Annotated in this window: 17 protein-coding genes; 10 read left to right on the top strand and 7 right to left on the bottom strand. The window is 56.0% G+C overall.

Annotation, left to right across the window (positions count from 1 at the left end; all coding sequences use genetic code 11):
• The first annotated feature begins 60 nt into the window (after window positions 1–60).
• The 4 genes from yebS to H2Z33_RS17800 all read left to right on the top strand — a co-directional run bounded on the left by yebS (window position 61) and on the right by H2Z33_RS17800 (window position 5,812).
• The gene (yebS, locus tag H2Z33_RS17815) at window positions 61–1,344 is read left to right on the top strand and encodes a membrane integrity lipid transport subunit YebS (protein ID WP_047740716.1); all 1,284 of its coding nucleotides are present in this window, start codon (window positions 61–63) and stop codon (window positions 1,342–1,344) included.
• On the top strand, window positions 1,313–3,946 hold the full coding sequence (locus H2Z33_RS17810) for a PqiB family protein (protein WP_017693254.1): 2,634 nt from the start codon (window positions 1,313–1,315) through the stop codon (window positions 3,944–3,946). The genes yebS and H2Z33_RS17810 overlap by 32 nt, the downstream gene beginning before the upstream one ends.
• Window positions 3,947–4,002: 56 nt before the next feature.
• Window positions 4,003–5,466: a 16S rRNA (cytosine(1407)-C(5))-methyltransferase RsmF gene (gene rsmF / locus H2Z33_RS17805; RefSeq protein WP_017693253.1), complete on the top strand. Its 1,464-nt coding sequence runs from the start codon at window positions 4,003–4,005 to the stop codon at window positions 5,464–5,466.
• 106 nt (window positions 5,467–5,572) lie between these two features.
• Entirely contained in the window at window positions 5,573–5,812 is a 240-nt protein-coding gene (locus H2Z33_RS17800; protein ID WP_003859885.1) for a YebV family protein, read from the top strand.
• A 34-nt stretch (window positions 5,813–5,846) separates the two neighbouring features.
• Here the strand turns inward: H2Z33_RS17800 and pphA are convergent, their stop codons facing one another.
• Complete coding sequence (pphA, locus tag H2Z33_RS17795) at window positions 5,847–6,491, bottom strand: protein-serine/threonine phosphatase (protein WP_033486807.1); 645 nt, start codon at window positions 6,489–6,491, stop codon at window positions 5,847–5,849.
• A 167-nt stretch (window positions 6,492–6,658) separates the two neighbouring features.
• On the opposite strand from pphA, the gene H2Z33_RS17790 reads away from it, so the two are divergent.
• Window positions 6,659–7,639, top strand: coding sequence for a VirK/YbjX family protein (locus tag H2Z33_RS17790; protein ID WP_039270562.1), 981 nt, complete (start codon window positions 6,659–6,661; stop codon window positions 7,637–7,639).
• A gap of 45 nt (window positions 7,640–7,684) precedes the next feature.
• A complete protein-coding gene (locus tag H2Z33_RS17785) occupies window positions 7,685–7,882 on the top strand; it encodes a hypothetical protein (protein ID WP_017693250.1) in 198 nt (65 codons plus the stop codon).
• A 125-nt stretch (window positions 7,883–8,007) separates the two neighbouring features.
• On the opposite strand, the gene H2Z33_RS17780 is transcribed toward H2Z33_RS17785, so the two are convergent.
• From H2Z33_RS17780 to yobA, 3 genes are read right to left on the bottom strand one after another with little or no spacing between them, the layout of a single operon-like run.
• The gene (locus H2Z33_RS17780) at window positions 8,008–8,346 is read right to left on the bottom strand and encodes a YebY family protein (protein ID WP_033486805.1); all 339 of its coding nucleotides are present in this window, start codon (window positions 8,344–8,346) and stop codon (window positions 8,008–8,010) included.
• A gap of 16 nt (window positions 8,347–8,362) precedes the next feature.
• Window positions 8,363–9,232 (bottom strand): copper homeostasis membrane protein CopD, encoded by an 870-nt coding sequence (gene copD, locus H2Z33_RS17775; protein WP_017384341.1) that lies wholly within the window; start codon window positions 9,230–9,232, stop codon window positions 8,363–8,365.
• A 1-nt stretch (window position 9,233) separates the two neighbouring features.
• Window positions 9,234–9,605: a CopC domain-containing protein YobA gene (yobA, locus tag H2Z33_RS17770; RefSeq protein ID WP_023296802.1), complete on the bottom strand. Its 372-nt coding sequence runs from the start codon at window positions 9,603–9,605 to the stop codon at window positions 9,234–9,236.
• 137 nt (window positions 9,606–9,742) lie between these two features.
• Here yobA and H2Z33_RS17765 point away from each other — a divergent pair, with 137 nt between their 5' ends.
• The 3 genes from H2Z33_RS17765 (at window position 9,743) to exoX (ending at window position 11,422) form a co-directional block, all read left to right on the top strand.
• Complete coding sequence (locus H2Z33_RS17765) at window positions 9,743–9,973, top strand: DNA polymerase III subunit theta (protein ID WP_003859784.1); 231 nt, start codon at window positions 9,743–9,745, stop codon at window positions 9,971–9,973.
• Between the two features lie 111 nt (window positions 9,974–10,084).
• Entirely contained in the window at window positions 10,085–10,735 is a 651-nt protein-coding gene (locus tag H2Z33_RS17760) for a carbon-nitrogen hydrolase family protein (protein WP_015570289.1), read from the top strand.
• A 24-nt stretch (window positions 10,736–10,759) separates the two neighbouring features.
• The gene (gene exoX / locus H2Z33_RS17755; protein ID WP_015570288.1) at window positions 10,760–11,422 is read left to right on the top strand and encodes an exodeoxyribonuclease X; all 663 of its coding nucleotides are present in this window, start codon (window positions 10,760–10,762) and stop codon (window positions 11,420–11,422) included.
• On the opposite strand, the gene ptrB is transcribed toward exoX, so the two are convergent.
• Together ptrB and H2Z33_RS17745 are read right to left on the bottom strand one after the other, a co-directional pair.
• Window positions 11,404–13,479, bottom strand: coding sequence for an oligopeptidase B (gene ptrB, locus H2Z33_RS17750; protein WP_017693247.1), 2,076 nt, complete (start codon window positions 13,477–13,479; stop codon window positions 11,404–11,406). The genes exoX and ptrB overlap by 19 nt on opposite strands.
• A 75-nt stretch (window positions 13,480–13,554) precedes the next feature.
• Window positions 13,555–14,205, bottom strand: a complete 651-nt coding sequence (locus tag H2Z33_RS17745; RefSeq protein WP_015570286.1) for a tellurite resistance TerB family protein — start codon at window positions 14,203–14,205, stop codon at window positions 13,555–13,557.
• A gap of 171 nt (window positions 14,206–14,376) precedes the next feature.
• On the opposite strand from H2Z33_RS17745, the gene purT reads away from it, so the two are divergent.
• Window positions 14,377–15,555 (top strand): formate-dependent phosphoribosylglycinamide formyltransferase, encoded by a 1,179-nt coding sequence (gene purT, locus H2Z33_RS17740; protein ID WP_015570285.1) that lies wholly within the window; start codon window positions 14,377–14,379, stop codon window positions 15,553–15,555.
• A 74-nt stretch (window positions 15,556–15,629) separates the two neighbouring features.
• Here the strand turns inward: purT and kdgA are convergent, their stop codons facing one another.
• A complete protein-coding gene (kdgA, locus tag H2Z33_RS17735; protein ID WP_003859774.1) occupies window positions 15,630–16,271 on the bottom strand; it encodes a bifunctional 4-hydroxy-2-oxoglutarate aldolase/2-dehydro-3-deoxy-phosphogluconate aldolase in 642 nt (213 codons plus the stop codon).
• Window positions 16,272–16,304: the final 33 nt, after the last annotated feature.

The following is a 16,304-nucleotide window of genomic DNA, read 5'->3' as shown; positions in this document are numbered from 1 at the left end:
CAAGATGAATCCGTTCATGAGTTATTATAACTTTCAACAATACTAATCTGTGTGCGACTGATGGCCCTAAAAACACCCCAAATTACGCCGACACGAAAGATCGTTGTCCGTACGGTAAGCCAGGCTCTGCCCCGTGCACATTATCAGCGTTGTCCCCAGTGCGATACGCTTTTTATGTTGCCGAAGATGAAATCGCACCAAAGTGCTTTTTGTCCATGCTGCGATGCCAAAATCCGCGATGGCCGGGACTGGTCATTGACGCGTCTGGCGGCAATGGCGGTCACCATGCTACTGCTGATGCCCTTCGCCTGGACCGAGCCGCTGTTAAAGCTCTACCTGCTTGGCGTGCGTATTGACGCTAACGTGTTGCAGGGGATCTGGCAGATGACGCGCCAGGGCGATCCGCTTACGGCCGCCATGGTGCTGTTCTGCGTCGTCGGCGCGCCGTTGGTGCTGGTCGCGGCAATTGCCTACCTGTGGTTTGGCAACATTCTGGGGATGAACCTGCGCCCTGTCCTGCTCATGCTGGAAAAGCTCAAGGAGTGGGTGATGCTGGACATCTATCTGGTAGGCATTGGCGTGGCCTCCATCAAGGTGCAGGATTATGCGTTTTTACAACCCGGCATTGGACTTTTCGCGTTTTTTTCACTGGTCCTGCTGAGTATTTTGACCCTGATTCATCTCAATGTTGAACAGCTTTGGGAGCGATTTTACCCGCAGCGCCCCGCGACCCGGCCTGATGAAAACCTGCGCGTCTGCCTGGGCTGCCATTACACCGGTTTTCCGGATAAACGCGGGAGGTGCCCACGCTGCCACATTCCGTTAAGATTGCGACGCAACAACAGCCTGCAAAAGTGCTGGGCGGCGCTAATCGCCTCCCTGGTATTTTTGTTCCCGGCCAACATGCTGCCGATCTCCGTAATTTATGTGAACGGCGCCCGTCAGGAAGATACTATCCTTTCGGGGATTATCTCTCTGGCGCACAGTAACGTGGGGGTCGCCGCCATTGTTTTCATCGCCAGTATTCTGGTGCCCTTTACCAAAGTGGTGGTGATGTTTACGCTGCTTATCAGCATTCACTTTAAATGCGAACAAGGACTACGCACCCGCATCCTGCTTCTGCGATTTGTGACCTGGATTGGTCGCTGGTCGATGTTGGATCTGTTCGTGATTTCGCTGATGATGTCGCTCATCAATCGCGATCAGTTACTTGCTTTTACCATGGGACCCGCAGCTTTTTATTTCGGCTCTGCGGTGATATTGACTATTCTTGCAGTGGAATGGCTGGACAGCCGCTTACTTTGGGACGCACATGAGTCAGGAAACGCCCGCTTCGCCGACTGAAGCGAGAATTAAAACAAAACGCCGCATTTCGCCATTCTGGTTGCTGCCTGTTATCGCGCTGATGATCGCAGGCTGGCTTATCTGGACGAGCTATGAAGATCGCGGAAGTACCATCACGATTGATTTCCAGTCTGCGGACGGCATTGTCGCCGGACGTACCCCCGTTCGCTTCCAGGGGGTGGAAGTGGGTACCGTGCAGGATATCTCCCTTGGCAAAGGGCTGAACAAAATCCAGGTCCGGGCGAGCATTAAGTCTGACATGCAGGATGCCCTGCGTGCCGAAACGCAGTTCTGGCTGGTCACGCCTAAAGCCTCCCTGGCCGGCGTTTCCGGGCTGGATGCGCTTGTGGGCGGTAACTATATCGGCATGATGCCCGGCAAAGGTGAGCCACAGGATCACTTTGTTGCGCTGGATACCCAGCCGAAATATCGGCTGAATAACGGCGATTTGATGATCCATCTCCGCGCGCCGGATTTGGGCTCGCTGAACAGTGGTTCTCTGGTCTATTTCCGCAAAATTCCGGTAGGCCGCGTTTACGACTACGCCATTAACCCGAACAAAGATGGCGTGACTATTGATGTACTCATCGAGCGCCGTTTTACCAACCTGGTGAAAAAAGGCAGCCGCTTCTGGAACGTCTCAGGCGTCGATGCCGACCTGAGCTTAAGCGGTGCGAAAGTGAAGCTTGAGAGCCTGGCGGCGCTGGTGAATGGCGCTATCGCCTTTGACTCACCAGCTAACTCCAGCCCTGCCGCCGCAGAAGATACCTTTGGCCTGTACGCCGACCTGGCGCACAGCCAGCGCGGTGTCATCGTCAAGCTGACCCTGCCGGATGCCAAAGGCCTGAAAGCCGGTTCGACCCCGCTGATGTACCAGGGTTTAGAGGTCGGGCAACTGACAAAATTAACCCTCAATGCGGGCGGTTCCGTTACCGGCGAAATGACGGTGGATCCGAGCGTGGTGGATCTCCTGCGGGAAAAAACGCGCATTGAACTGCGTAATCCGAAGCTCTCCCTCAGCGACGCCAGCATCAGTTCTCTGCTGACGGGAAGCACCTTTGAGCTGATCCCCGGCGAAGGTGCGCCGAACAAAAACTTTGTTATCGCGCCGGCAGATAAAGCCCTGCTGCAAAAACCGGGCGTGTTGACGGTTACGCTGAATGCACCGGAAAGCTACGGTATTGAAGCCGGGCAACCGCTGATCCTGCACGGTGTGCAGGTGGGCCAGGTCCTCGAACGTAAGCTGTCGGAAAAAGGGGTCTCCTTCTCCGCCGCCATCGATCCCCAGTACGGCAACCTGGTCCACGGCGACAGTAAATTTGTGGTTAACAGTCGGGTCGACGTGAAGGTGGGTCTGGACGGGGTTGAGTTCCTCGGCGCCAGCGCCAGTGAGTGGGTTAACGGCGGGATCCGCATTCTGCCGGGCAGCAAAGGTGCGCTGCGCGAAAGCTATCCGCTGTTCGCCAATCTGGACAAAGCCATTGAAAACAGCCTCGGCGACCTGCCAACCACCACGCTGACCTTAAGCGCTGAAACGCTGCCGGATGTCCAGGCAGGCTCCGTCGTGCTTTACCGTAAGTTTGAGGTGGGGGAAGTGATCACCGTTCGTCCTCGTGCGGACGCGTTTGATATCGAACTGCATATCAAGCCGGAGTACCGCAAGCTGCTCACGCCAAACAGCGTGTTCTGGGCTGAGGGTGGCGCGAAAGTGCAGCTCAACGGCAGCGGGCTGACCGTACAGGCATCGCCTCTCTCCCGTGCCCTGCGCGGTGCGATCAGCTTCGATAACCTGAGCGGCGCCGGCGGCAACATGCGTAAAGGTGACAAGCGGATCCTCTTCCCGTCCGAAACCGCGGCGCGCGCGGTCGGGGGGCAAATTACCCTGCACACCTTTGATGCCGGTAAACTGGCAGAAGGCATGCCCATCCGCTATCTCGGCATTGATATCGGGCAGGTCCAGAAGCTGACGCTGATCACCGCACGCAATGAAGTGCAGGCGACCGCCGTGCTTTATCCGGAATATGTGCAGACGTTCGCCCGGGCAGGCTCGCGCTTCTCGGTAGTTACGCCGCAAATTTCTGCCGCAGGGGTTGAGCATCTCGATACCATACTTCAGCCGTACATTAACGTTGAACCGGGTCGCGGCAACGCACGTCGTGAATTTGAGTTGCAGGAGGCCACCATCACCGACTCCCGTTATCTGGACGGTCTGAGCATTGTGGTTGAAGTGCCGGAAGCCGGTTCGCTGGGCATCGGTACGCCGGTCCTGTTCCGCGGCATTGAAGTAGGGACAGTAACAAGCCTGACGCTGGGTAATCTGTCCGATCGCGTGATGGTCGGCCTGCGCATCAGCCAGCGTTATCAGCATCTGGTGCGCAACAACTCGGTGTTCTGGCTCGCTTCAGGCTACTCGCTGGACTTCGGCCTGACCGGTGGCGTGGTCAAAACGGGGACCTTTAATCAGTTCATTCGCGGCGGCATTGCCTTCGCGACGCCGCCTGGCACGCCTCTGGCGCCTAAGGCGCAGGCAGGTAAACACTTCCTGCTGCTGGAAAGTGAACCGAAAGAGTGGCGCGAATGGGGAACGGCGCTGCCGCGTTAATCTCGCAGGCTCCGGTGTCAACGCGCCGGAGCCTTTATGTTACACTGCGCACCTGAATGTTTCCCTGTGGTGTGCCCGTGGCTCAAAACTCCGTATTTCTTCCCGAACAATTCCTCGCACAGATGCGCGAGGCGCTTCCAGCTCATCTCTCTTTCGACGATTTCGTTGCCGCCTGCCAGCGCCCTTTGCGCCGGAGTATTCGCGTCAATACGCTGAAAATCAGCGTCGGGGCGTTTCTGGATCTCGTCTCCCCCTACGGCTGGCAATTAACGCCAGTGCCGTGGTGTGAAGAGGGTTTCTGGATCGAACGGGATGACGAGGAGAGCCTGCCGCTCGGCAGCACCGCCGAGCACCTGAGCGGGCTGTTTTATATTCAGGAAGCCAGCTCCATGCTGCCGGTTGCTGCGCTGTTTGCCGACGGGAACCAGCCTGAGCGGGTTATGGATGTCGCGGCGGCGCCGGGCTCTAAAACCACGCAGATTGCCGCCCGGATGAACAACCGCGGCGCGATCCTCGCCAACGAATTTTCCGCCAGCCGGGTTAAAGTCCTGCATGCCAATATCAGCCGCTGCGGGATCCACAACGTCGCGTTAACGCACTTCGATGGTCGCGTGTTTGGCGCTGCCCTGCCGGAAGCCTTTGATGCCATCCTGCTCGACGCGCCCTGCTCCGGCGAAGGCGTGGTGCGTAAAGATCCTGATGCGTTAAAAAACTGGTCCGTTGAAAGCAACCTGGAGATCGCCGCCACACAGCGCGAACTGATCGACAGCGCGTTTCATGCCCTGCGCCCAGGCGGGACGCTGGTTTACTCTACCTGCACGCTGAATCGCGATGAAAACGAGGACGTCTGCCTGTGGCTCAAGCAACGCTATGCGGATGCCGTCGAGTTTCTGCCGCTGGACACCCTCTTCGACTCGGCCAGTCATGCGGCCACCCCTGAAGGCTTCCTGCATGTCTTCCCGCAGATTTACGATTGCGAAGGCTTCTTTGTTGCCCGTCTGCGTAAAACCCGCGCCGTCGATCCCTTGCCTGCCCCTAAGTTTAAGGTCGGCAACTTCCCGTTCACGCCGGTCAAAGGCCGTGAGGCGGCACAGGCGCAAGCGGCTGCGAGCAAAGTCGGCCTGCACTGGGATGAGAGCCTGCGCCTCTGGATGCGTGACAAAGAGCTGTGGCTGTTCCCGGTCAACATCGAACCGCTGATTGGTAAGGTGCGTTTCTCCCGCCTCGGTATTCGCCTGGCGGAGATCCACAACAAAGGCTATCGCTGGCAGCACGAAGCGGTCATTGCGCTGGCCGGCAGTGAGAACACCTTTGCCCTGACGCATCAGGAAGCGGAAGAGTGGTATCGCGGTCGTGACGTTTACCCGGAAGACGGCCCGTCACAGGATGAAGTCATCGTGACGTATCAGGGTTATCCGCTGGGGCTGGCGAAAAAAGTCGGCTCGCGGCTGAAAAACAGCTATCCGCGCGAACTGGTACGCGATGGCCGCCTGTTTACCGGTAACAACCGCAGCGCCTGAAAAAAAGCGCATTTTTTTACTGGCGATTTCGCTCTCCTTGTCTAGGATCAAAAATGGGTGACTGCACTGGTCATACCAGATTTTGGGCAACAAACCGGAGAGCATTATGACGAAAACCAGCGTACGCATTGGCGCTTTTGAAATCGACGACGCTGAATTGCGCGGCGAATCACAAGGCGAACGAACGTTAAGTATTCCCTGCAAATCCGATCCGGATTTGTGCATGCAGCTGGACGCCTGGGATGCAGATACCAGCGTCCCGGCGATCCTTGATGGGGAACATTCCGTTCTGTACCGTGAGCATTACGACAGTAAAACCGATGCCTGGGTCTTGCGTCTTGCCTGACCCAAAGAGAACCCGCCCGAAGGCGGGTTATTTATTACTGAAGCTGCGCCAGCGTCAGAAAGCCCCCGAATACTGCCCCCGTATCAATGTAGTGCAGATTGTTAAAATCGTAGCGTTTGTCCACAGGCGTATGTCCAAACCAGAAGTGATCCGCGCCGCTAATGCCCTGCCCTTTGCCCACCATAAAGCCCATTAACCGGTCGCGATCCCACAGCACGCGCTGGACATCCACCGGCTTATGCCAGCCATATTCAGCGGAGGGATAATCCGCATGAGCAATCACGTTCAGACCGTTTTTGCAGGTTATTTCAATAATGTGCGGTAAGTCCCGACACGCATCGAGTAAACCCTTCGCCTGTTTTTGTTGAGCGTCCTTAAGCCCGGTGAACCAGTTACCGCCATTTATCGACCAGAGACTAAAATCATTATTTTCAAGCGCATCTAACGCCATTTGCTCGTGATTACCGCGTACCGCATAAAACCAGTTTTCCTGCATCAGCTGTAAACATTTTACGCTGTCAGGCCCGCGATCGATAATATCCCCCACCGAGATCAGCAGATCCGTATCAGGATTAAAATGCCGTCGTTTCAGCTCATCCATAAGCCACTGATAGCAACCATGAATATCGCTGACAACCCAGACATGACGCCAGTGTTCTCCCTCTATTTTCTGATACATAACGCCTCCTGTAAGAAGTATAGCTGCCACAGAAAATGTCATGAGCTGGCGTTGGATTTTGCCAATCCAAACAAATCATAAACCAGCCGGAAATAAAGATCGCTGCGCTATTAATCCCTTATTCCCTGGCCTTTAAAATAGAGCGGAATAAAAAGAGGGATTTTCACGTGTCAAACATACACCTGCAAAACGATGTTTTTTATCCGCATCGCACAAATATTATTTCTGAACTGGTGAGAGGAAAACGCGTTCCCGGCCCAATCTGGCACAAACGTGATTACCGGTTAAAGTTCCTTCTACGCTCGCTTTTATTCTGGTCCTCCACCCATCGCATGCTGGAGGCCCTGTCCGGGCGCGATGATTTCGACAGGCTGCTCACCTCTCAAATTACCTTGCCGAGCAAAACTCACCGCCAGTATCTGATGCGCGGCCTGAACTCAAACGATCGGGCCGATGCTATCGTCAGCCACTATCAGTGGATTGATAGTCTGAAAAACATCGCCCTCGCCCACGCGCTGACCAGCCCGCAAGAGGTGCCGGTTGTCCGGTTCGAGGCAAAAAACGGCGAAATCTATACCGTCCACGCCTCGTCCGCAGGTAAGGCCGAACGCGAAGGCGAAAGCACGCTTTGGCTGCACGACAATGACAATACGCTGCTTGCCAGCCTGACGTTCTGTGTCGCACGCAGTAACGGCCGTACGGTGCTGGTGATCGGCGGCCTTCAGGGTCCACGTCGTCATGTTTCACGGGAGGTGATTAAGCAGGCTACCCGTGCCTGCCATGGGCTTTTCCCGAAACGCGTGCTGATGGAGGTGATCTTCCAGCTTGCCTCACGCTCGAACATTAGCGCGATTTTTGCCGTCAGCGATGAAGGCCATGTTTTCCGCGCGCTGCGCTACCGTCTGAGCAAAGGCCGTCATTTTCACGCCAGCTACGACGAGTTCTGGGAAGGCCTGAACGGAAAGAAACTCTCCCCCTTCTGCTGGCAGTTGCCGCTCCAGATGGAGCGTAAAGCACTGGAGGAGATTGCCAGCAAAAAACGCGCCGAATACCGTCGCCGCTTTGCGTTACTTGATGATATTGCGGCTTCCGTACATGCGCGCATTGATCCCGCAGTCGTCTCAGGCAAAATACAAACAAAAATTTAACAAAACAGCCAAAAAGGACTGGACTTACGCCTGCCGGGTTGTGGTATGTTTGAAGCAGGCGCACAGGAAGTGAACCTTCTGCTGAGACGAAAACCGGATTTTATCGTTTATTTTCAAGCAGATAAAAAGAGACCGAATACGATTCCTGTATTCGGTCCAGGGAAATGGCTCTTGGGAGAGAGCCGTGCGCTAAAAGTTGGCATTAATGCAGGCTCAATCGCCTTGCCCTTTAAGAATAGATGACGACGTCAGGTTTTCCAGTCCACAGCAAAAGTGGTCTGAAAAAAAGCGTCAGAACATCACTAAATGTGAAAAACCGCAGAGCTTTTACAAGCACCTGCGGTTTTTTTTTACTGGAAACCTGACGGCTAGCAGAGCTTTTCAGCGCGCTCAATAAACGGTGCCAGACTCTTCTTCTGCCCGGGGTTTGCCGGGTCATCTACCTGGATCACGCTGACAGGCTGTCCGTTACTTTTCCCGCTGGCAACCTGCTGCTCCGCCACGTCATTTAACGGATACTGCACGAGCGTACTGGGATTGATGACATACAGCGCGTTACCGGGACGGCAGGTAAGCATGACTTCTTCACGATTAAATGCCCAGTTGTCCTTACCCACTTCAAACCGGCTGACAGTGATGACCTGCGGCGCGGCTAACGCACTGCTGGCACAGGTGAGAAGTAAAAGAGAAAGCAGTGTCTTATTCATATGTTATTTAACCTTGTCAGAAGGGTTCCCAGGTCGCGAACAGGCTGACGGCCGCCAGTACCAGCGCGCCCAGCACCACCTCTGCCTGTGTCATCCTGATAAAAATCTGTTGTTCCCGCCCGGCCTCCGGGCGAAAGCGTGGCACAAGAAAATACCGATTCGCCAGCGCAATTGCCACCATCATCATGACCAGCGCACATTTGAACAACAACAGCTGGACATAAGGCGCCTGCCACGGCACGTTTATGCCAACAATAAAGAGCGTATTGATTATCCCGGTCAGCAGCACGCCTGCCACGGCGTAATGCCCCACGCGGGAGAAGCGCATCATGGTAAAGATAGCGGCTGGCTGCCAGCGGCCTTTCGCCAGACGCATACAAAACAGCAGCGGCAGTAAACCACCCACCCAGGTCGCGGCGCAGAGCAGGTGAAGCGCATGGTTGAGACGATGCAACGCTCCCGGTGCGCCACCGTTCATCGCGGCATGTCCCACGCCCGCCAGCAGCACCAGCTGCCCCATCGCGAGCAGTAACAGCCGAGAGCCTTTTTGCGGGGTAAGCCATGCAGCGCCCGCCGTCACAACGGCCAGCACCATTTGCCACAACCAGACGCCGCCAAATTGCGTTCCCAGCACGCTGCGCCAGACCGCCGGACGAATGACATCGCCCCAGCCGTTGCCCATCAACCCACTTTGCAGGCCAAACATCAGCAGAGCCGCTATCAGGCTGATTAAGGCCGCGAGTTTCTGCTGCCGCTGGAAACGCCGGGTCATGAGGCGCTGCAACGAAGACGGCGCAAACCAGACGCTGTAGAGCGCGTTGCCGAAAAGCAGCATCAGCGCAGCAAAATGGATGAAGCGTAACGCGACGTAGCTCAGGGTCAGCATGCTATTTCACGCTAAAGTGATAGCTGCCTTTGGTTTTGTGGCCATCCACGGAGACCACATGCCAGTCCACCGTGTAGGTGCCGGACGTCAACGGTTTCTCAAGAGGAACAATCAGCTTTGCGTTATCCTTCTCGTCACGCTTCACCGCGCCGGTCTGGATCTTGTGCTGCTGCGCGTCCGTCACCACCACGCCGCTGAAGGCAGGCTCAATGCCTTCCGAGAAGTTCAGGGTAATGACCTCTGGCGCCACCGCAACGGTATTTTCCTGCGGGGATTGCTGCTTAAGATGCGCATGGGCCAGAACTGAGGGCGTGATGGCTGAAGAGAGCAGAAAGACCAGCGCGCACGCGACACGGGAAGGGGTAAAATGCATCACAATCATTCCTTTTCGTTATGCCTGAATGCTAAAGAATAACTCTGTATAATTAACGAGTCGAGGAACATCCTTTGCTCCCTTGTCATCGTTGAACAATCGCGGTAACGTTGCCGCCGCAGAAAAAGGAGAAGGAAATGAACGTTAATCTGGCCGCCCTTCCTCAGGACGAGATGGACAAAGTGAATGTCGATCTCGCCGCCGCGGGGGTCGCATTCAAAGAGCGTTACAACATGCCCGTCGTGGCTGAAGTGGTAGAGCGTGAACAACCCGCGCATCTGCGCGACTGGTTTCGCGAACGTCTCATTGCGCATCGCCTCGCCTCCGTCAATCTCTCGCGCCTGCCGTACGAACCTAAAGTTAAATAAGCTTAACGTCTCGTTACACTTCCTTACGCGTTATGTGGCAGGATAAGAAAACCCTGATAAATTTAGGTGTAATCTTAAAATCCCAGCGACTTAGTGTATAAGGAAGTCACGATGTCACGATGGAATATTGCCGCGGCTCAGTATGCCCCGCGGCACAACTGTGTTGATGAGCACGTAAAACATCACCTGCACTTTATTGCCGAGGCTGCATGGCATGGGTGCGATTTGATCGTCTTTCCGGAGCTTTCGCTTACCGGCCCAGGCGGAACATCCTTACCCCCACCCCCTGACGATTTGCAGCTTGCCCCCCTCCTTCACGCCGCCCAGTCACGTTTCATCACGGTGATTGCTGGTATTACGCTCCAGCAACACGGCCAGCCCCAGAAAGGACTCGCGCTTTTCACCCCTAACCTGTCGACCATTCGGCGTTATCCGCAGGGCAACGGTGCGGGTGTTATTCCTGGCGATAAACGGTTAACCATCGTGGATAACCAGGCTGACGCCCCGGAGCTGGACCCGGAGGCAACGCTGTTCACCAGCAGCCTGGCCGTGGGCGAGCATCGCTGGCGGCAATCCATCGGTTCGTTACAACGCTTCGCGCACAAGTACGCCATCGCGGTATTAATGGCGAACGCGCGCGGCGGTAGCGCGTTATGGGATGAAAAAGGTCAGCTGATCGTACGTGCCGATAAGGGAGAACTGCTGCTAACCGGTTCTTTAGGCCAACAGGGTTGGCAAGGCGATATCATTCCATTAGGCTAGGCATTTTTGGATCAGGAGCGATCAATGCTGCGCGTTATCGATACCGAAACCTGTGATTTGCAGGGTGGAATTGTGGAAGTCGCTTCTGTCGACGTGATTGACGGAAAGATTGTCAACCCCATGAGCCATCTGGTGCGCCCGGATCGTCCCATCAGTGCGCAGGCGATGGCGATACATCGTATTACGGAATCGATGGTGGCGGATAAGCCGTGGATTGAAGAGATCATCCCTCTTTACCACGGTAGCCAGTGGTATGTGGCCCATAACGCCAGCTTTGACCGCCGCGTGCTGCCGGAGATGCCCGGCGAATGGATTTGCACTATGAAGCTGGCGCGCCGTCTGTGGCCGGGGATCAAATACAGCAATATGGCGCTGTATAAGTCGCGTAAACTCAGCGTGCGGACGCCGGAAGGGCTGCATCATCACCGCGCTCTTTACGACTGCTACATCACCGCAGCGCTCCTGATTGATATCATGAATACTTCCGGCTGGACGCCAGACGATATGGCGACCATTACCGGGCGCCCCGCGCTACTGACCACCTTTACGTTCGGAAAATATCGCGGGAAGCCAGTATCGGAAGTGGCGGACAAAGATCCGGGCTATCTGCGCTGGCTGTACAACAACCTCGACAGAATGAGCCCGGAACTGCGCCTGACGCTGAAGCATTATTTAGGCGAAGCCTGAGTCCCCGCCCGGCCTGGCAGCGTATCCTGCGCCAGGCCAATCAAAAAGGCGTACTCCAGCGCCACCCCCTCATAGGATTTAAATCGCCCTGATTTCCCTCCGTGCCCCGAGTCCATATCGGTACACAGCAGCAGCAAATTATCGTCAGTTTTCAGCTCACGCAACTTCGCCACCCATTTCGCGGGCTCCCAGTACTGTACCTGAGAATCGTGCAGGCCGGTGGTCACCAGCATATGCGGATAGGCTTTCGCCTCGACGTTATCGTACGGGCTGTACTCTTTCATGTAGCGATAATAGGTTTCATCCTGCGGGTTCCCCCACTCCTCAAACTCCCCGGTGGTCAGTGGAATGGACTCATCCAGCATGGTCGTCACCACGTCCACAAACGGCACCTGGGCGATAACCCCTTTAAACAGTTCAGGCCGCTGGTTGATCACGGCGCCCATTAGCATGCCCCCGGCGCTGCCTCCCATGCCAAAGCAGAGCTGCGGATCGCCATAACCCTGCGCGATCAGCGCATCGCAAACATCAAGGTAGTCATTAAAGGTATTTTTCTTTTTGAGAAATTTTCCGTCTTCATACCAGTGCTGACCCAGCTCGCCGCCGCCGCGAATATGGGCAATCGCATAAACAAAACCGCGGTCGAGCAGGCTCAGCCTGCTGCTGCTGAAATCGGCGTCCATGCTGGATCCATAGGAGCCATAGCCATAGACGAGGATGGGGTTTTTACCTTTGTTGAAGTGCGCCTTGTGATAGACGAGCGACACTGGGACTTCAACGCCGTCGCGTGCGGTCACCCACAGGTGCTCACTGCGATAATTTTCCGACTCAAAACCCCGGACCTCAGCCTGTTTAATCACCTGACGCTGCCCGGTGTCCATATCCAGTTCAAACAACGTATCCGGGGTGGTCATCGACGAATAGCCGTACCGCAGGCGGGACGATTCCGGTTCCGGGTTAAAGCCGATCCACGTTACGTAAGCCGGGTCATCGAACGCAATGCCCACCACTTCGCGGGTTTTGCGGTTGATTTGGCGGATACTGGTCAGTCCGCGCTGACGCTCTTCCACCACCAGCCAGTCGGTAAACAGGGTGAACCCCTCCAGCATCACCTGATCGCGCGCGGGAATTAACACTTCCCATTTGCGTTCATCGCGCACTTTGGTTTTATAAAGGCCAAAGTTTTTGCCCTCGCGGTTCGAACGCAGGTAAAAGCTGTGCTGGAAGTGATCCAGGCTGTACTCATGATCTTTACGGCGCGGCAGGAAGCACAGAGGCTGCGCATCCGGCAGCTCTGCATCCAGCAGCAGCACTTCTGAGGTGGTGGCGCTGGAGAGGAAAATGATCACGTAGTGGCGAGACGACGTTTTGTGCAGGCTGACATAGAACGTCTCATCTTTTTCCTCATACACCAGTTCATCGTCGGCGGAATCGGTCCCCACCGTATGACGCCAGACCTGATAAGGCAGCAGCGTTGAGACATGCTTTTTAACGTAGTAGACCGTTTCTGAATCGTTACCCCAGACGAAATCGGGGGAGACATTATCCAGCATTTCGGGATACCAGTTTCCCGTTTCAAGATTGCGGAAACGCAAACCGTACTGGCGGCGGGAGAGGTAATCCTCAGCCAGCGCCATAATGGCGTTATCGGGGGAAATGGACATGCCGCCCAGCGTATAAAACTCACTGTGGGCAGCACGTTTGTTTGCATCCAGCAGGATCTCCCATTCATCCCACTCGGCGCTCAGCACAGACTGGCGCTGGTAGATGGGATATTCGTTTCCCGGCTCATAAATATGGCGATAGCGATAACCGTTTTTGCACCACGGGGCAGAGACATCACGCTGGGGGATACGCTGCACCATTTCCTTCAGAAGTTGATCCTGAAGCGCCTGCTGGCTGGCCATGACCTGGCGGCCATAGTCGTTTTCCTCGTGCAGATAGTCCAGCACCTCTGGCCGGGAACGAGAATCGTCCCGCAGCCAGTAGTAGTTATCGATACGCGTATCGCCATGCGTGGTGATCGCATAAGGAGTACGTCGGGCTTTTGGAGGCATGGCATTCTTACTTTTTCGTTTTACATCCTATAAGGTTGGCAAAACACGCGTATGATGCAAGCGAAACATGGCCTTCTAGCCCACGAGGGTCTGCTTCTGCTGCTGAATATCCTGCTCAATTCCCTCACGAACGTCCTGTGGGATCTTCAGCGCATCGCCCAGGGCGTTCAGGTAGCTGCGCTCCATAAAGTGATCGATATCGATGGCGGCACAGCTCAGAAAATAGAGTTCCAGCGCCTCTTCTTCGTTTTTCACGCTTTGCGCCAGACGCTGCGGGTCAAGCGGCTGTTCGATGGCCTGCGCCACCAGCGCCCTGCCCTGCTCCTCAACGCCCGCTTCCCGCATCTGCTGTTCAATTGCGGCACGTTCACTGGCATCAATATGCCCGTCGCTCTTGGCCGCAAAGACCAGGGCGAGGATCAACCGCTCGGTGCGTAAATCTAACGGCGATACCTGCTTCCCGTACTGCGGTTCGTCCTGATGCGCGCTGCGCACCTTGTCTTTGTATTTGTTCCATAAGACGGAGCCTGCAATAGCCCCTCCGCCCGCCAGCAGCGCGCCGGTACCGTATTTGGTAAGCAGTTTCCGCGATGATTTATTGGCAACCAGCAAACCGGCCAGCCCGCCGAGCGCACCCGGCACCAGCAGCTTGCTCAGACCCTGCTCGCCCGACGACGAGCCTTTTTGTCCCAACAGGGATTGCAGTTGATTCATCCAGCCTGACATATTTTTCCTCACGTAACAGTGCGTAACCTTCACAGCCTAAGCGAGCGGGTGTCAGGAAATGTCTGTCAGTGCTAAAGAAGCGCAAATTTCCCTGCTGTCCGGTTATCCCCATACAAGACAGACGCAAACGTTTTCGTTTATACTGCCCGCATCTTTTTCAGGGGGATTTTTATGACTCGTTTAGGAACCGCGCTGCGTCCCGCCGCGACGCGCGTCATGCTGTTGGGATCGGGTGAACTGGGTAAAGAAGTGGCCATTGAATGCCAGCGTTTGGGTGTGGAAGTAATTGCGGTGGACCGTTACGCGAATGCGCCCGCCATGCACGTCGCGCATCGCTCGCACGTCATCGATATGCTTGACGGTAATGCGCTGCGGGGGTTAATTGCCGACGAAAAACCGGATTTCGTGGTACCTGAAATTGAGGCCATTGCCACTGAGATGTTGATTGCCCTTGAACAGGAAGGCCAGCGCGTGGTGCCCTGCGCCACTGCGGCAAAACTGACCATGAACCGGGAAGGCATTCGTCGCCTGGCGGCAGAAGAATTACAGCTCCCGACCTCCAGCTACCGTTTTGCCGGGGATAAAGCTGCGTTTCTCCAGGCCGTAGAGGAGATTGGCTACCCGTGCATCATTAAGCCGGTAATGAGCTCCTCCGGCAAAGGGCAGAGCTTTATCCGCGACAGCAGCACGCTGGACAATGCCTGGGACTATGCCCAGCAGGGAGGCCGAGCCGGGGCCGGGCGCGTCATCGTGGAAGGCGTGGTGAAGTTTGATTTTGAAATTACCCTGCTCACCGTCAGCGCCGTGGATGGCGTTTATTTCTGCGACCCGATTGGTCATCGGCAGGAAGACGGCGATTATCGCGAATCCTGGCAGCCGCAGCAGATGAGCGCGCTGGCGCTGGCACGCGCACAGGAGATCGCCCGCAAGACGGTGCTGGCGCTGGGCGGCTACGGCCTGTTCGGCGTGGAATTGTTTGTTTGCGGCGACGAGGTGATCTTCAGCGAAGTCTCCCCTCGTCCGCACGATACCGGGATGGTTACGCTGATTTCACAGGATCTCTCCGAGTTCGCGCTGCACGTACGCGCTTTCCTCGGCCTGCCGGTTGGCGGCATCCGTCAGTACGGCCCGGCAGCCTCGGCGGTGATCCTGCCGCAGCTGACCAGCCAGAATGTCACCTTTGATAACGTCGAAGGTGCGGTTGGCGCAGGCTTGCAGGTCCGGCTGTTCGGCAAACCGGAGATCGACGGAAGCCGTCGTCTGGGCGTGGCATTAGCGACCGGGGAAAATGTGGACGAAGCCGTCGCGAGAGCGAAAAGAGCTGCTGCGAACGTCAGCGTAGCAGGATAAAAAAACGGGCCGAAAGGCCCGTTTTAACTGTCTGGCTGGCCGGGTAAGGCGCAGCCGACACCCGGCAAACAAACTTACTGTTTCGCGCCTTCTACCGCTTCGCGAGCCAGTTTAGTGATGCGATCCCAGTCGCCTGCTTCCAGCGCATCCGCCGGAACCAGCCAGGAGCCGCCGATGCACAGCACGCTTTTCAGCGCCAGATAGTCACGGTAGTTGGCCGGAGAGATGCCGCCCGTTGGGCAGAAACGCACCTGAGAGAATGGGCCCGCAATGGCCTGCAACGCTTTGGTGCCGCCGTTCGCTTCAGCCGGGAAGAATTTGAACTCTTTCAGGCCGTAGTCCATGCCCAGCATCAGTTCAGAAACGGTGCTGATACCCGGGATCAGCGGAATAGAACCTTCGGTTGCGGCTTTCAGCAGCGGCTCAGTCAGCCCCGGGCTGATGGCAAACTGTGCGCCCGCTTCGGTCACTTCCGCCAGCTGCTGCGCATTCAGAACCGTACCGGCACCAATGATCGCTTCCGGCACTTCTTTGGCGATAGCACGGATCGCATCCATCGCACAGGCGGTACGCAGGGTCACTTCCAGAACGCGAACGCCACCCGCAACCAGCGCCTTCGCCATTGGGACAGCGTGCTCCAGTTTGTTTACCACAATAACCGGCACGACAGGGCCAGTGGTCAGGATTGCTTCTGCACTTGTTTTCCAGTTTTTCATCAGAGTTTTCTCTCGCCAGATCGTTAAAATCAA

It is taken from the genome of Enterobacter sp. YSU, from assembly GCF_016082135.1.
Lineage (GTDB): Bacteria > Pseudomonadota > Gammaproteobacteria > Enterobacterales > Enterobacteriaceae > Enterobacter > Enterobacter hormaechei_C.
Note: the sequence above shows the minus strand (reverse complement) of the source record. Positions and strands in the feature narration are given on the sequence as shown.

Excerpts from the sequence above, each read along its gene's own strand:
- yobA (WP_023296802.1), bottom strand. The coding sequence starts at position 9,605 with ATGCATTTTACCCCTTCCCGTGTCGCGTGCGCGCTGGTCTTTCTGCTC.
- H2Z33_RS17745 (WP_015570286.1), bottom strand. The coding sequence starts at position 14,205 with ATGTCAGGCTGGATGAATCAACTGCAATCCCTGTTGGGACAAAAAGGC.
- H2Z33_RS17800 (WP_003859885.1), top strand. The coding sequence starts at position 5,573 with ATGACGAAAACCAGCGTACGCATTGGCGCTTTTGAAATCGACGACGCT.
- H2Z33_RS17760 (WP_015570289.1), top strand. The coding sequence starts at position 10,085 with ATGTCACGATGGAATATTGCCGCGGCTCAGTATGCCCCGCGGCACAAC.
- yebS (WP_047740716.1), top strand. The coding sequence starts at position 61 with ATGGCCCTAAAAACACCCCAAATTACGCCGACACGAAAGATCGTTGTC.
- H2Z33_RS17785 (WP_017693250.1), top strand. The coding sequence starts at position 7,685 with ATGTTTGAAGCAGGCGCACAGGAAGTGAACCTTCTGCTGAGACGAAAA.
- kdgA (WP_003859774.1), bottom strand. The coding sequence starts at position 16,271 with ATGAAAAACTGGAAAACAAGTGCAGAAGCAATCCTGACCACTGGCCCT.
- H2Z33_RS17765 (WP_003859784.1), top strand. The coding sequence starts at position 9,743 with ATGAACGTTAATCTGGCCGCCCTTCCTCAGGACGAGATGGACAAAGTG.
- pphA (WP_033486807.1), bottom strand. The coding sequence starts at position 6,491 with ATGTATCAGAAAATAGAGGGAGAACACTGGCGTCATGTCTGGGTTGTC.
- exoX (WP_015570288.1), top strand. The coding sequence starts at position 10,760 with ATGCTGCGCGTTATCGATACCGAAACCTGTGATTTGCAGGGTGGAATT.
- rsmF (WP_017693253.1), top strand. The coding sequence starts at position 4,003 with ATGTTTCCCTGTGGTGTGCCCGTGGCTCAAAACTCCGTATTTCTTCCC.
- H2Z33_RS17780 (WP_033486805.1), bottom strand. The coding sequence starts at position 8,346 with ATGAATAAGACACTGCTTTCTCTTTTACTTCTCACCTGTGCCAGCAGT.
- ptrB (WP_017693247.1), bottom strand. The coding sequence starts at position 13,479 with ATGCCTCCAAAAGCCCGACGTACTCCTTATGCGATCACCACGCATGGC.
- purT (WP_015570285.1), top strand. The coding sequence starts at position 14,377 with ATGACTCGTTTAGGAACCGCGCTGCGTCCCGCCGCGACGCGCGTCATG.
- H2Z33_RS17810 (WP_017693254.1), top strand. The coding sequence starts at position 1,313 with ATGAGTCAGGAAACGCCCGCTTCGCCGACTGAAGCGAGAATTAAAACA.
- copD (WP_017384341.1), bottom strand. The coding sequence starts at position 9,232 with ATGCTGACCCTGAGCTACGTCGCGTTACGCTTCATCCATTTTGCTGCG.